Annotated in this window: 15 protein-coding genes; 7 read left to right on the top strand and 8 right to left on the bottom strand. The window is 61.6% G+C overall.

The window, feature by feature from the left end:
• Positions 1 to 337 precede the first annotated feature (337 nt).
• Together Q355_RS0106665 and Q355_RS0106670 are read right to left on the bottom strand one after the other, a co-directional pair.
• Positions 338 to 778 (bottom strand): universal stress protein, encoded by a 441-nt coding sequence (locus Q355_RS0106665; RefSeq protein ID WP_027877080.1) that lies wholly within the window; start codon positions 776 to 778, stop codon positions 338 to 340.
• 10 nt (positions 779 to 788) lie between these two features.
• A complete protein-coding gene (locus Q355_RS0106670; protein WP_027877081.1) occupies positions 789 to 1,766 on the bottom strand; it encodes a universal stress protein in 978 nt (325 codons plus the stop codon).
• 245 nt (positions 1,767 to 2,011) lie between these two features.
• Between Q355_RS0106670 and Q355_RS0106675 the strand changes: the two genes are divergently transcribed.
• Entirely contained in the window at positions 2,012 to 2,305 is a 294-nt protein-coding gene (locus tag Q355_RS0106675; protein WP_027877082.1) for a hypothetical protein, read from the top strand.
• On the opposite strand, the gene Q355_RS15525 is transcribed toward Q355_RS0106675, so the two are convergent.
• The gene (locus Q355_RS15525; RefSeq protein ID WP_027877083.1) at positions 2,302 to 2,616 is read right to left on the bottom strand and encodes a CapA family protein; all 315 of its coding nucleotides are present in this window, start codon (positions 2,614 to 2,616) and stop codon (positions 2,302 to 2,304) included. The genes Q355_RS0106675 and Q355_RS15525 overlap by 4 nt on opposite strands.
• A 416-nt stretch (positions 2,617 to 3,032) precedes the next feature.
• On the opposite strand from Q355_RS15525, the gene Q355_RS0106685 reads away from it, so the two are divergent.
• Entirely contained in the window at positions 3,033 to 3,836 is an 804-nt protein-coding gene (locus Q355_RS0106685; RefSeq protein WP_027877084.1) for an NYN domain-containing protein, read from the top strand.
• A 41-nt stretch (positions 3,837 to 3,877) separates the two neighbouring features.
• Positions 3,878 to 4,510, top strand: a complete 633-nt coding sequence (gene pdxH, locus Q355_RS0106690; RefSeq protein WP_027877085.1) for a pyridoxamine 5'-phosphate oxidase — start codon at positions 3,878 to 3,880, stop codon at positions 4,508 to 4,510.
• A gap of 59 nt (positions 4,511 to 4,569) precedes the next feature.
• Here pdxH and Q355_RS0106695 read toward each other — a convergent pair whose 3' ends face one another.
• The 3 genes from Q355_RS0106695 to Q355_RS0106705 all read right to left on the bottom strand — a co-directional run bounded on the left by Q355_RS0106695 (position 4,570) and on the right by Q355_RS0106705 (position 8,465).
• Entirely contained in the window at positions 4,570 to 5,361 is a 792-nt protein-coding gene (locus Q355_RS0106695) for a M48 family metallopeptidase (RefSeq protein ID WP_027877086.1), read from the bottom strand.
• A gap of 367 nt (positions 5,362 to 5,728) precedes the next feature.
• Complete coding sequence (locus tag Q355_RS0106700; protein WP_027877087.1) at positions 5,729 to 7,327, bottom strand: glycerol-3-phosphate dehydrogenase/oxidase; 1,599 nt, start codon at positions 7,325 to 7,327, stop codon at positions 5,729 to 5,731.
• Between the two features lie 145 nt (positions 7,328 to 7,472).
• The gene (locus tag Q355_RS0106705) at positions 7,473 to 8,465 is read right to left on the bottom strand and encodes an ABC transporter ATP-binding protein (protein WP_027877088.1); all 993 of its coding nucleotides are present in this window, start codon (positions 8,463 to 8,465) and stop codon (positions 7,473 to 7,475) included.
• Between the two features lie 141 nt (positions 8,466 to 8,606).
• Here Q355_RS0106705 and Q355_RS0106710 point away from each other — a divergent pair, with 141 nt between their 5' ends.
• On the top strand, positions 8,607 to 9,293 hold the full coding sequence (locus Q355_RS0106710) for a phosphoribosyltransferase (RefSeq protein ID WP_027877089.1): 687 nt from the start codon (positions 8,607 to 8,609) through the stop codon (positions 9,291 to 9,293).
• 110 nt (positions 9,294 to 9,403) lie between these two features.
• Here Q355_RS0106710 and Q355_RS0106715 read toward each other — a convergent pair whose 3' ends face one another.
• The gene (locus tag Q355_RS0106715; RefSeq protein WP_027877090.1) at positions 9,404 to 10,270 is read right to left on the bottom strand and encodes a DMT family transporter; all 867 of its coding nucleotides are present in this window, start codon (positions 10,268 to 10,270) and stop codon (positions 9,404 to 9,406) included.
• A 93-nt stretch (positions 10,271 to 10,363) separates the two neighbouring features.
• On the bottom strand, positions 10,364 to 10,801 hold the full coding sequence (locus Q355_RS0106720; protein WP_027877091.1) for a universal stress protein: 438 nt from the start codon (positions 10,799 to 10,801) through the stop codon (positions 10,364 to 10,366).
• 214 nt (positions 10,802 to 11,015) lie between these two features.
• Here Q355_RS0106720 and Q355_RS15530 point away from each other — a divergent pair, with 214 nt between their 5' ends.
• From Q355_RS15530 to Q355_RS0106740, 3 genes are all read left to right on the top strand, one after another.
• Positions 11,016 to 11,828, top strand: a complete 813-nt coding sequence (locus Q355_RS15530) for an AfsR/SARP family transcriptional regulator (protein ID WP_051529341.1) — start codon at positions 11,016 to 11,018, stop codon at positions 11,826 to 11,828.
• A 130-nt stretch (positions 11,829 to 11,958) separates the two neighbouring features.
• Positions 11,959 to 13,095, top strand: coding sequence for a VLRF1 family aeRF1-type release factor (locus Q355_RS0106735; RefSeq protein ID WP_027877092.1), 1,137 nt, complete (start codon positions 11,959 to 11,961; stop codon positions 13,093 to 13,095).
• Positions 13,096 to 13,188: 93 nt separating this feature from the next.
• Positions 13,189 to 13,755, top strand: a complete 567-nt coding sequence (locus Q355_RS0106740; protein ID WP_245597517.1) for an Hsp20/alpha crystallin family protein — start codon at positions 13,189 to 13,191, stop codon at positions 13,753 to 13,755.
• The last annotated feature ends 5 nt before the right edge of the window (positions 13,756 to 13,760 follow it).

The raw sequence follows: 13,760 nt of genomic DNA on the forward strand, positions 1-13,760 counted from the left end.
CACCCCCTCTTCTCTCTAAGTTTCCAAATGCAAGATGCTGTTCCGAAAGATCGCTTTAGGAATTGCGCCAGGTACGCATAGACTCATTCCGCGGGGTTTTGCCAAACTATCCTGACGCAACTTAATTCCTGGCCTCGCAACACATACCTGTTGGAGAAAGCTGTTCTATCGCACTCTTCACAGACGTTGCCTCCCATCCAGGAGGCAACTGCGTACAGGACAAAGCAATCAAGTTGTGGTCGTGTTTCCCACGTACAGCAAAAACCGCTGTACTGGTGCAAGCACTAGGGTATTCGTGGGAACCGCTCTGAGCGGCGCAATAATTGTGAAGAGCGCCCTAGGCCTCGGAATGCCGCACCACCAGCACCGGCGCGGGGCTCCGCTGCAGCACCTTCTGGGTTACCGAGCCCAGCAGGAGCCGATCCAGCCCGCTGCGCCCGTGGGTGCCCATCACCACCAGGTCGTGCTCGGCGGCCTCCTCCACAATCACCTGGGCCGCATTGCCCTGCTTGAGCTCAGTCCTGACCGGAACCCCCAGGTACTGGGCAAACCCTTCGGCCCGCTCGAGGGCCTGCTTGCCTGCGACCTCGAGGTCGCGGGTCAGGTCGGGGTAGTAGGGAATGGTCTCGGGGCCAATCAGGATGCGGGCCATCACCGGCTCCACCACGTACAGCAAAGTCGCCTCGGCCCCCAGGCTTTTGGCCAGTTCGAGGCCTACCTTGACGGCAGTCTCGCTGGGGGCACTGCCATCCGTCGGTATCAGAATGCGCTTATACATAAGTTCCTCCTCACTTGCGCTCCCCTGGTGGGGGCAGATGGGTCTCGTCGGGGTGGGTCAGGGCCGCCGGGTTGCGCACCAGCAAGATGGGCTGGCGGGCCTGCTGGGCCACATCCTCGGCCACGCTGCCCAGCAAAAACTTACGTAGCCCGGTATGCCCGTGGGTGCCCATCACGATCAGATCGGCTTTTACCTCGTCGGCCACCTCGCGGATGCGCTCCCCAATCAGGTGCCGCCCCGCCTCGCGCAGTACGGTGTGCACCTGTTTGGCCTGCTTGCAGCGCATGGCGGCATCCTTCAGGATATATTCGCCCTGCTCGCGCAGACGGGCCTGTTCCTGGGCCAGCTGGGCCTGTAACTGGGCCTGGTCGGCAAACATCCAGGCCCGCCCTGCCCTCATATATAGCTGGGTCAGGTCGGGCACCACATACACCACCGAGAGCCTGGCCCCCAGCGCCCCGGCCAGCGCATCCGCATGCTGCAGGGCCAGATCGCTAAAGGTGCTGCCATCGGTAGCCACCAGAATGTGCTTGAACAGGGTGGGTTTGCTGCCGTGTCCACGCACCAGCAAGAGCGGCGTCGGGGCCAGCCGGGCCATCCGCTCAGCCACGCTGCCCAGCAATACCCTGGGCAGGCCCGTGCGCCCGTGTGTGCCCATCACCACCAGATCGCAGCCATGGGCCACCCCAGCGTCCACCAGGGCTTCGGCCACTCCAGGTCGGCTTTCGGGCTCGGTGCTGGTGAGCTGCACATCACAAGGCACTTTAGCGCGGCTTGCTTTGCGCTCCCACTGGGCCAGCAGGGCTTTCCCCACCGTGCGGGCACGCTCGAGGGCTTCGTAACCACCCAGCTCTCGGTAGCGCTGCGGCTCAATCACGTGTACAAACACCACCGAGGCCAGGATCCGCTTGGCCAGGGCCAGCCCCACGGCTGCAGCTTGTTCGCTGGGAGGTGAGCCGTCAATCGGAAGAAGTATGCGCTTATACATCCGTACCTCCTGAGATGGTCTTCTGAATCCCTCAACCTACAGCCAGCAAGGGGCTCTGACATCTTTACCTTAGCTTTTGCTGTGGTAATTGCCAAGGGTTTTCAGTCCCTGTCAGGGCCCAAAGAATCTGCTAGGTTGGCTGGGTCAAAACTTGCTGGTAGGTGTGTTGTCACTGGTGTAGGCTGCAGGTTTGTGGTGGAGAGCCCGGAGTAGGCTGCGCTAAAAGCATAGCTGCGCCATCTGAATTGTCCTCGCCCCCAGATAGCCGCAGAGCTTGCCATGCCGAGTTTCAAAATCGCAGGACTGCTCATGAGCAACGCCATGCGCCCCCGCCCAAGGATGGTTCCCCGGATCGCCAGGAGGCCAGGGCCCGGCTGCGCCAGGCCGCCCAGCGTTTTGACCAGGAAAGCCTGAACTGGGTCCAGCAGCACCCCAACGAAACTTTGTTGCTGGCCTTGCTGGTGGGTTGGCTGCTGGCCCGCTATCCCCGACTGCGACGGGTGTTGGGACGGCTACTGGCAGACTGCCCTGCCCGCTAACAAGCCAGCCACAGCCGGGTGCCTTCGCGCCAAACAGGGCTGCCCAACTCCGTTGAAAGCATCTGCAGCCGCTCGAGGATGGCCTCTCGGTCAGGGCCAGTGGCCAGGTTGACCTGGCAGTTGTCGATCTGCAGGGGCAGCAGCTCCACTTCGCCGATGCGGTGGTTTTGGATGTGAAGCCGGTACAAAAGACCCCAGTCGTTGCGCAAAACCGGGTCTACCGCGTAGTCGTCCACAAACTCGCCGCAGTCGTAGAGAATGGGCTTGCCACGGTAAACCTCGATGCCCTGGCAGACGTGTGCGCTGTGCATCGGCCCCGGCCTCCATCACCGCCCTGGCAAAGGCGCGAAACAGAGGCGGCGGGCGCAGGCGCATATTGGGCCCCCAGTGCGCCGAAACCATCACCAGCCCGGCGTGCTGTAGCTCCTGGGCCACATAGCGGTTGCGCGGGCTGTGCCGGCTGCTGCCGCTGCCGTGGGCAAACACCACCACCCCACTGGCCCCCGGGGGGATACAGAGATCGCCCGCCAGCACGGCAACAGAACCAAGGGGGATAAAAACCGGTTCGCTTGGGAAGGTTTGCGGCGGCGTCATGGTCAACCTCGCTCATCAGCCTGGGTAGGCGCTTCTTCCAGATAAGACTGAACCCGGCCAATTACCAGGGCGTTACCAGCGGTTGAGGGGGCAGAAAAAATCACCTGACCCCTATACTTGAGCAAGGTGAATCATGGCAGGCCGATCCGACATCAAAAACATGGCCTTGTTCTGCGATTTTGAGAACATTGCCCTGGGGGTGCGGGAAGCCAAGTACCCCCGCTTCGACATCCAGAAAATCCTCGAGCGGCTCTTGCTAAAGGGCAGCATTGTGGTCCGCAAGGCCTATTGCGACTGGGAGCGCTACAAGGAGTTCAAAGCCACCATGCACGAGGCGGGCTTTGAGCTGATCGAGATTCCCCACACCCGTCTCTCGGGCAAAAACTCCGCCGACATCCGCCTGGTGGTAGACGCCCTCGACCTTTGCTACACCAAGTCGCACGTGGACACCTTTGTCATCATCAGCGGGGACTCCGACTTCTCGCCGCTGGTTTCCAAGTTGCGGGAAAACAACCGGCTGGTCATCGGGGTGGGGGTTAGGAAATCCACCTCCGACCTGCTGACCGCGGCCTGCGACGAGTTCATCTTCTACGACGACCTGGTGCAAGAGGAGCTGGCCCAAAAACGGGTTGCCAAACCCAGCAAGGCAGCGTCCAAAGGCAAAACCACCGAAACGCCGCAGGATAAACAACAGGAGGCCCTCGAGCTGGTGGTCGAGACCCTTCTGGCCCTACAGGCCGAGCGCGGTGGGGAGGAGCGCATCCTGAGTTCGCTGGTCAAGCAGACCCTCAAGCGGCGCAAACCGGGCTTCAACGAGGCCTCCTACGGCTTCCGCTCCTTTAGCGCCCTGCTGGAGGAAGCTCAGCGCCGGGGGCTTTTGCGCCTCGAGCGCGACGAGCGCTCGGGGGGCTATATTGTGTACCCTCGAGGTGAGTAAGGCCCCCAATTGGGGCCCTGGGAAAAGCGCACAATAGAGCCATGCTGCGCGACCTTCGTAGCGATTACACCTACGGCACCTTAAGCGAGCAGGACGCCGACCCCAACCCCTTCCGGCAGCTAGAGCGCTGGCTGGCCGAGGCCATCGAGACCCACCTCTACGAGCCCCACGGCATGACCCTCTCCACCGTGGGGGCCAATGGCCGCCCCAGCAGCCGGGTGGTGCTGCTGCGGGGCTTGGACGATAGCGGCCTGGTGTTTTTTAGCAACTACCACAGCCGCAAAGGAAGGGAGCTCGAGGCCAATCCCTGGGCCTGCCTCAACTTCTGGTGGCCCCCGCTGGAGCGTCAGGTGCGCGTCGAGGGGCAGGTCGAGCAGGTCGAGCCCCAGCTCTCCGACGAGTACTTTGCCAGCCGCCCCTATGACAGCCAGATTGGGGCCGCGGCCAGCCCCCAGAGCGAAGTGATTGCCAGCCGGGAGGTACTCGAGCAGCGCATCGCCGAGCTCAAGGCCCGCTACCCCGAAACCGTACCCCGCCCGGCCCACTGGGGGGGCTACCGCCTGAAGCCCGACACCTTCGAGTTCTGGCAAGGCCGCCCCAGCCGCCTGCACGACCGGCTGGTCTACCGCCTGCAGCCGGACGGGGAGTGGAAAATAGAACGGCTGGCCCCCTGAGGCGGTGAGGCCTGAACTCCCCCAGGGGTGAGCAGCCCGCACGTCGTACCGGCTTCAGGCTACCAGTACAGGCCCAGGCCCAGTTCGTGCAAAGCCTGATGTCGGGCTTTGTAGTCGGGCATGATCTGCTCAACCAGGGCCCAGAAGCGGGGGCTGTGGTTGAGCACCTTCAGGTGGGCCATCTCGTGCACCACAACATAGTCCAGCACCCGCAGGGGCAGCATGACCAGCCGCCAGTTAAAGCGCAGCTCGCCTTTGGCATTACAGCTTCCCCAGCGCTTTTTCTGGTTGCGGATGAGCACCCTGGGCATGGGCCAGCCCAGCTCATCAGCGTAGCGCTGAACCCGCCGGGTAACCACCTCCTCCGCGCGAACCCTGTACCAGTTTTCCAGCATCTCGCGCACCTCTTCGCCGTGCGCGTTTGGATTCCCGGCCTGCACAAGCAAAACATTGCCTTTGAGGGCCACCGCGGCCTGGCTTCTGAGCCTGGGCAAGAAGTCGAATAGCTCGGGCTGAAAGTGGGAATCTGAACGGTGCTTGCCTCCAGCCACAGGTTCAGTCTGCACCTGTAGGCTAACCCGGCGGCCCAGGTACAGGAATTCTTCCCCACTGACAAATCGCTTTCGCGGCTCCAGGCGGCTCTTAAACTCGGTGTATTTTTCAGCAATCCAGCGGGCTTTGGTATTGACCAGAGCAACGATCTGCTCCAGGGGCATGCGTTTGGGCGCAGCAACCCGCACCCCTTGAACTTCAATGGTAATACCCACCGTCCGGCGGCGGGCACTGCGGCGGATGGCATAGGGGATGCTTTTGTTCTGGTAGTACAGGGTGGCTTTTTCTGTTCCTGACATCCGGGTTTAATCCTATCCAGAACGAGCAAATCAAATGGTGAGATGAGGGCTTGTAAACTTATACCGGATTCAAAAAGATAATCTTCAAATAAAAAGCGCTAATAGGCTATCTTTTTGAATCCTAGAGCACACCCCTCGCTGCGCTCGGCGAAGAAAGCGTATCCCTTCGGTCGGGTTAGTTCGACACCGTTCGGTGACGAACTAACCGAATCTGGTATTAGCCATCGCTTTATTCATGCAAGCATTTTTGTTTATATACAGAATCCACTCTTAATACTTCGATTTGTTGCCGTTTTCACAATTATGCCCCAGCAGGCTGCCATCAAGCCCATCCACAGACAACATGGGCTGTTGGGCAGGTAAAGTGCTAAATGGCCTCGAGCATCTGGGCTCTGGCTTTTTCCTGCTCGAGGGTCTTCCGATCTGCATCCCATCCCAATTCACAGCCCATCAGTTCGGCCACCCGTGGTATGGCCGCCAGTGCCGCTGAAGCATCGAGAAAGGCCAGACGGGTACGGCGGGCCAGCACGTCGAGGGGGGTCTGGGCCATCTCGTAACGGGCGGCATAAATGACCTCGGCCTCGAGGTAGGGCCACTCCTGCGCCAGCCGATGGTCGTAACCCTGTGCCGCAATCTGGGTCACCAGCGGGGCACGGGAGCCATAGGCCTGGTGGAGGTGCTGGGCAATATCCGGGGGAAAGCCCATCTGCTTTAGCTTTTTGGCTCCATCTGGCACAAAACCCTGCCCCCCCAGAAGCGGGATTTTTTCGGTGTGGGAAGGGCCGGCCTGCAGGCCAAACTGCCCCACGGCATAGTTCACCAGGTCCAGTGCCATCTTGCGGTAGGTGGTCCACTTGCCGCCGGTGAGGGTCAGTAGCCCCGAAGGGCTTTGCTGAATCAGGTGGTCGCGGGCCAGTCGGGCGGTGTCGGCCTCGGGGCGCGAGACCAAAGGGCGCAGCCCCGACCAGCTGGCCCGCACGGCTTCCCTTGGAATCTCCCCCAGGTAGGGCTTAACCTGCCTGAGCACGTAGCCGATCTCCTCTTCACTCACCCTGGGGTGGTCTACGATTGGGGCAGGGTCGTCGGTAGTACCCACCAGGGTTGCACCCTGCCACGGCAGCACGAACACCACCCGCCCATCCTCGGTTCTGGGAATCAGCAGGCCGGTATCGGAGGGGCTATATTTTTTGTCCAGCACGATGTGAATTCCCGAACTGGCCTTCAGCAAAGGCGGTGTGCTGGGGTCGTCCATACGCCTGATGGTGTCGGAAAAAGGACCGGTGGCGTTGACCACCACCTTGGCGACCACCTCCACTTCGCCACCGCCCACTCGGTCTTGCACCACAACGCCCGCCAGTCGGCCATTTTGCTTGTGCAGGGCTGTTACCTGGGCGTGGTTGAGCACCACCGCCCCTTGCTGGGCAGCAGTAAGAACCAGCTCCACGTTGTAGCGGGCATCGTCGAACTGTCCATCCTGGTAGGCCACCGCACCTTTGAGACCTTTGGGGTTAACCGCAGGAAAGCGCTCCAGGGTACCTTGGGCGTTGATGAACTGCGCGGGCTCGAGACGGGCTCGACCGGCCAACAGGTCGTACAGCTTCAGTCCGGTGTAGTAGTAAGGCACTTCCCAGACCCTATACAAAGGGGTCAGAAGCCATAGGGGACGGGCCAGGTGGGGTGCATTCTTGAGCATGATGGCCCGCTCATGCAGGGCATCGCGCACCAGGTTGAGCTGCACTTTGTCAAAGGTCTTGACGGCAAGTTCCAGGTAGCGCACCCCCCCGTGAATCAGCTTGGTGCTGCGGCTCGAGGTGCCCTCGGAAAAATCGTAGCGCTCCACCAGGGCGGTTTTCAGACCCCGGCTCGCAGCTTCAAGGACCACCCCTGCCCCGGTGGCACCCCCACCGATTACCAATAGGTCGAAGGTTTCCGAGGCAAGCGTTTTTAGCAGTTCGGTGCGTTCCATAGCTCTACCCAATAGCCTAAGCTCTACCCAATAGCCTAACCCAGGCAGCAGAAGGCCACCAAGAGCCATTGGTCTGTGCGCGGCCAGGTTTTTACACCAATAACTGACCACCAAAAGCCCAGCACAGGGAAATCCAGCCGCTGCCTCAGCCTTCAGCCATCAGGCTGGAGTTGGCAAACACCTGTCCAATTACCTCTTCGATGGCGGGCTCCCGCACTTCCAAGTCGTCTATGGGTAGCTCCTGCAACATCCGGCCCACCAGGGGCACCAGGTCTTCTCTGCGAAGCAAAAGCCGGGCCTCGAGCCCCTCCCAGGCCCGCACCTCGCCAAACTGCTCCAGCCGCGCCCTGGCTATAGGCTGCCCCAGCTGCAGGCGCACCTCGCGGTATGGGGCGAAGCGCTTGAGCAGCCCCTCCAGCCCCCCATCGTAGATCAGACCCCCCCGGTGAATCATCAAAACCCGCTCACATAGGGCGGTGATGTCGGCCATGTAGTGGCTGGTGAGCAGGATGGTGGCCTGGTAGCGCTGGTTGTAGGCGCGCAAAAACTCCCGCACCGCCACCTGGGCGTTGACGTCCAGCCCCAGGGTGGGCTCGTCCAGAAACAAAACCTGGGGCCGGTGCAAAAGCGCCGCCAGCAGTTCGGCCTTCATGCGCTCGCCCAGGCTCAGCTTGCGTACTGGCTGGTTCAGTTTTCCCTCCAGCGAAAGCATCTCGCTCAGCTCGGCCACGCGCTTTTTGAACTCGGGCTCGGGAATTTCGTACACCGCAGCGTTCACCCGAAAGCTGTCGGCTGCCGGCAGATCCCAGATGAGCTGCTGCTTGTTGCCCATTACCAGGGTGATCTTGCGCAAGAAAGCATACTCTCGCTTGAAGGGCTGGTGTCCAGCCACTTCTACCCGCCCCACACTGGGGTAGATCAGGCCCGACAAGAGCTTGAGGGTGGTGGTTTTGCCAGCCCCATTGGGCCCTAAAAAGCCCACCACTTCGCCCGGTGCAATCTGAAACGATACGTCTCTAACCGCCTCTACCTGCCGGTATTTGCGCTTAAAAAAGTGCCGGATGGTGCCCACAAAACCGGGCTCTTTGAGGGCCACCGGATAAAACTTGGAGAGGTTTTCGGCCCGAATTTGGCTCACCTGAAGCAGTATAGTCCGACAAAAAGTGTCGCGTAACCATCCAGTCAGCCCCATGGGCTTGTAATCAAGCGGTAATGCCTGGGCGGTAGGGTGGTGGATGAAGCGGGGGGTTCTTCGGGTATGGCTAGACAGGAGGTCAGCATGAGGCCCTTTAAAGACCGCAGCCAGGCTGGTGAGCTGCTGGCCGAGCGGCTGGTGGAGCTGGGGTATGATCAACAACCCAACCTGCTGGTATTTGGCCTGCCTCGAGGGGGTGTTCCGGTGGCCTTTCAGGTGGCCCGCCGACTAGGAGCGCCCCTCGAGGTCTGGGTGGTGCGCAAGCTGGGTACACCCGGCCACGAAGAGCTAGCCATGGGGGCCATTGCCTCGGGCGGAGGGCGGGTGCTCAACCAGGAGATTGTGGACAGTTTGCAGATTTCAGCCCAGGCCATCGCCGCTGTCGAACAGCAGGAGCTGGCCGAGCTAGAGCGCCGCGAGCGGCTGTACCGCGGTCAGCGGCCTTTCCCTGACCTGAGCGGCAAGACGGTTTTGCTGGTGGACGATGGGCTGGCTACCGGGGCCACCATGAAAGCCGCCATTGCCGCGGCCCGGCAAAAAAAGCCCGCCCGGCTGGTGGTGGCCGTGCCTGTAGCGCCGCCCGATACGGTGGCGGAAATTCAGGCCCTAGTGGACGAGGTGGTCTGCCTGATCACCCCGCCTTTTTTCCAGGCGGTGGGCCTGTGGTACGAACACTTTCCCCAGATCTCCGACGAGGAAGTGCTGGCCTTGCTGCAAGCCGCCCGCCCGTCCGGTGCTTCGGCCAGGCCAGCCCCTTTTGATGCAGGGTAAAGGTAGATGTCGGCCTGCTCCTTGCTCAGCATCCGGATGGGCGCGCCCGGATGGGGTCTGGATGCGGATCAGGGTACGGGCAGGGCCTCCGGCAAACTTGCGGGCGGAGGCTACACCTCCGGGGTTACCTGCTCGGGGTGGGGCTTTGCGCTTTTGAGCTGGCTGATCAGGGTCGCGGCTATGATCAGGCCGGCCCCCACCAACCCCTGCAATCCCAGCCGCTCGCCCAGCAGAACGTAGGCGAAGGCTGCTGCATACACGGGCTCGAGGGTAAAAATCACCGCGGCCTGGGGCGCCGGAACCATGCGCTGTCCCAGGGCCTGTAGCCAGATGCACAGCGCCGAGGCCACCAGACCCAGGTACAAGAGCGAAAAGTAGGGAAAGCTAGCAGCGTTCCAGACAGGCCCCTCCCAGAGCATCCAGACCAGCGACAAAAGGGTAACGGCAAGCATCTGAACACCCGTCAGCGAAAGGGTCGAAAAGCGCTGGGCGAAGTGCTCCAGGCGCCAGATATACACCGCATACGACAGGGCAGTTCCCAGCGTCCAGGCATCGCCCAGGTTGGGCGGCGAGCCATCGTAGGACAGTAGCCCCACCCCCAAAATAGCCAGCCCCGCCGATAACCAGATGGGCCAACCCAGACGCCGCCCCAGCACCCCCAGCAGCATGGGCAGGGCCACCACGTACAGCGTGGTAATAAAGGCGCTGCGGCTGGCGGTGGTGTACTGCAGGCCCACAGTCTGGGTCAGATAGGCCACAAACAACACCCCCCCGAGCTCGAGGCCCGCTGCCCACAGCCTGGGGTCGCGCCGGAGCAAGAACGGCACAAAAACCAGCGTGGCAATGGCAAAGCGCACAAAGTTGATCTGTCCGGGCCCCAGGGTTTGCAGGCTGTCCTTCACCAGCACAAAGGTGCTGCCCCAGAACAGCGTGGCCAGGTTGAGATAAAGAAGTCCTAAAAGCTGAGCTCGGCGCACAGGGAAGAGTTTACCGACTTTCCGGAATGCACCCCAGCAGCCAGATTCAAGCGGCCCTTCCCAGCGGATGACCGCGGATGACCGCAGCAGGCCTCAAACCTCGTGCACCTCACGCAGCGAAAAGCGTTGAAGCCAGGGCTTGCGCTGGGCTTGCATCCCCGTGGGCACCACCTGAACGGGCACCGTAGCGTTGGCCAGAACGCTCTGGGCGACCAAACCCAGCACCTCCGGGGCTGGCCGGGCGAGATCGTGGCTGCCTATTACAATCAGGTCGACGTGGGTTTGTTGGGCGATTTGGGCTACCACTGCGCCAATGTTCTGGCTGCCGGGCTCTATCAGCACCACCCGCGGCGGGTGGCGGGCCCCCTGCACCATCCTGGCAAAGGTCTCGGGGGTCGAGGTGTTGGTGTTCTCGAGCACATGCAGTAGCGTCACCTTGCAACCCAACCAGCGGGAAAGGTTGAGGGCATGCTGAACAGCCGCCAGGCTGCCCGCCCCCAGCCCCACGGGAACCAAGATGTGACGAAACACAGGCACCTCCCAAACTCGAAACCAGGATGAATCCAAGGCATTACCAGGCTGTTACCAACTACAACGCTGGTGCGCGGGCAGAGCACCCCCAGGAAAACCTGGCCGTATAACCTTGCCCTGCCCGCAAATCACGCACTTTCCCAGCCTGGTACTCCAGAAGCCTCTACTCCTTTTGGCGGATGAAGCGGTAATGGTTTTGTAGCAAAATTAAGCCATGAAAAGGATGTCGTACCGTTCAGAACAGGTTGCGCCTGCGCTCGAGGTACGCACCTTGGGCCAGGTGGAGGTTTTGGTTGCAGGCCGTCCTGCTATCTGGCATGCCCATACTGCAGAAGAACTCTTCTTCTACCTGCTCTCGTACCCCGAGGGCAAAAGCAAGGCGGAAATCCTCGAGACCCTGTGGGGCCTCGACCCCGACCCAGTAGCCAACAACCGTTTCCGGGTAACGCTCTTTCGGATTCGCAGCGCCCTACAGAACCCACAGGCTATCCAGGAGGATCACGGACGCTATAGCCTGAGCGAGGCCGTTTTGCAAAGCACCGACCTGTACAGCTTCTACCAGGCGCTGTCCGAGGGCCACCGGGCCAGCTCTGATACAGCCCGTCTGGAGAGCTACCACAAGGCCATTGCGCTGTACCGGGGCGATTATCTGCCGGGTTTCTCGACCAACTGGGTCTCGCAGGCCCGCGAAGAACACAAAACCGCCTACGTGCAGGCCCTGCTCGAGGTGGCCCTCATCTACTACGACCGCACCGACTGGGGGAATGCCGCCACCTATCTCCAGCGGGCGCTAAAAGCCGACCCCTACCTGGGCGAGAACCACCACCAGCGCCTGATGTGGTGCCTGGCCGCCGCCGGCGATCGCTATGGGGCCATCGAGCACTACCGCCGCTTTGTGAAATTCCTACACGAAGAGCTGGGGGACACCCCCATGCCCGAGACCCAGGCCCTGGCCGAACGCATCAAGCTAAACCAGCTCCTCCTGCCCTACCCCGAGATGCCGAGCCTCTACAGCCATGTGGCCTGACGGGCCCGCGTCAGGGCTGCATGCAAGCCAAGCCCCGTTCCTCTGTAATGGCCAGGTAATTGGCAAAATCTTGAATCGAGATAGGAGGCAGCACCTGCCCCAACCACACCCATCGAGTAAGGAGGTTGCTATGTTGACCCAGGAAGTCACCCGCTATATCCGCGAGTTCGTGGCCCCAAGGGTTGCACCGGTGTTGTCGCTGTATCTAGATGTGAACCCGGCCAACCCAGACAACCAGGGCAAGGCCTATCTGTTGCGGGCCCGCGAGGCCATCGCCGCCACCCCGACCCCGCCCGAGGTTGGCAAAAAAGTTCTAGAGGCGCTCGAGCGCAGCCTACCCCAGGCCAAAAGCCGGGTGGTCTTTGCCGCAGAGGGTTGGATGGAAATCTACGACCTGCAGGTAGACCTGCCCCTCATTCAGGGGGCTGAGGCCCGCTGGGGCGAGCCCTACCTGACCCCTATTTTGTACGTTCTAGACGAGTACGACCGGGTGGGGGTGGTCTACCTCGATAGCGAAAAGTGGCGCATGTTCGAGGTGTACCTGGGCGAGATTGAGGAGTTGCCGGGGGCCTTCAGGGCCGTAGCCACCCAGGAGTGGAACCAGCTCACCCAGGCCGGCTCGGGCCGGCGCTACAGCCAGGGCGGCATCCACCGGGCTGCGGCCAACACCGATCGCTTCGAACGCCGGCTCGATGCCTGGACGCACCGCTTCTACAAGCGGCTGGCCGGGCTCCTGGAGCAGACCGTCAACGAGCGCAACATGCAGCGGCTGGTCCTGATGGGCCCTAAAGCCGAGGTGCAGATATTCAAGGATCTCCTGCCCCGCAGGCTGCGCGAGCGGGTGATGGCCACCCTGCCCTCCCTGCCCACCCCAGGCGCCCAAGCCAGCGAGGTATTTAATCGGGTGCAGGAGGTGCTGGAATCCCTCCAGCGCGAACGGGAAAACAGGCTCCTGGACGAGCTGGCCGAGCGGGGGGTGGCTGGGCTAGACCAGACCCTCGAGCTCTTGCAGCAAGGTGGGCTACACCTGTTGGTGGCCCCCTGGAACCCCCAGGGGAAGGTTTATCGCGCCCCGGATGGCTGGGTGGGGGGCAGCATGGAGGGGGCGGTGGCCCACGGGGCCGGGCGCATTGAGGATGCCGACCTAAAGCAGGTGCTACCCGAACTGGCCGCCGCCTATGGAACCCGGCTCGAGTTCGTGCGGGGGCCTGCTGAGGAACGCCTGCACAAAGCCTTTGGTGGTCTGGCCGGTCTGCCTCGCTGGTAATGCTTTGGTAACGGGCCTGGATTAGCTTTTAGGTGCTGAGGCAAACAGGTTCCATAAAGTCCTGTTGCTCAAAACCAAATAAGCCCGTGTCTGATGAGAAAAACCTCTGGGTTTCGGGCCCGGTGGCAGCTCGAGGCCCCAGAGGTTAGGCCCAAGCCCCTGTCCGGCGTGCCGCCACCCACGCCCAAAAACACCAAGGAGGTGTGTATCATGTTGGCTCGTTTCGACCCTTGGCGTGAGATGGATAACGTGCGGAGGGAAATCGAGCGCCTGTTTGATGAAAGCCTGTTCCGTCGTGAGTTTCCGTTCCTCGATAAAGAGGTAGCGGCCATGCCGCTCGACATCTACGAAGAAGGCAACAACATCGTGGTGAAAGCCTCGATTCCCGGCCTGAAGCCCGACGACATCAAGATTGAGGTTCGCGGCGACGTGCTGCGGATCTACGGCGAAGCCAAAAAGGAGGAAGAGAAGAAAGAGCGCAACTACCACCTGCGCGAACACCGCTACACCCGCTTTGAGCGCTCGGTAATGCTACCCAGCGAGGTGCTGACGGATAAGGCCGAGGCGGTCTTTGAAAACGGGGTGCTCACCCTTACCCTGCCCAAGAGCGAGGTCGCCCAAGCCAAGGCCATCCCGATCAAGACCCCCGCGAAGGTATAGGGAGG

This window comes from Meiothermus cerbereus DSM 11376 (assembly GCF_000620065.1).
GTDB lineage: Bacteria > Deinococcota > Deinococci > Deinococcales > Thermaceae > Meiothermus > Meiothermus cerbereus.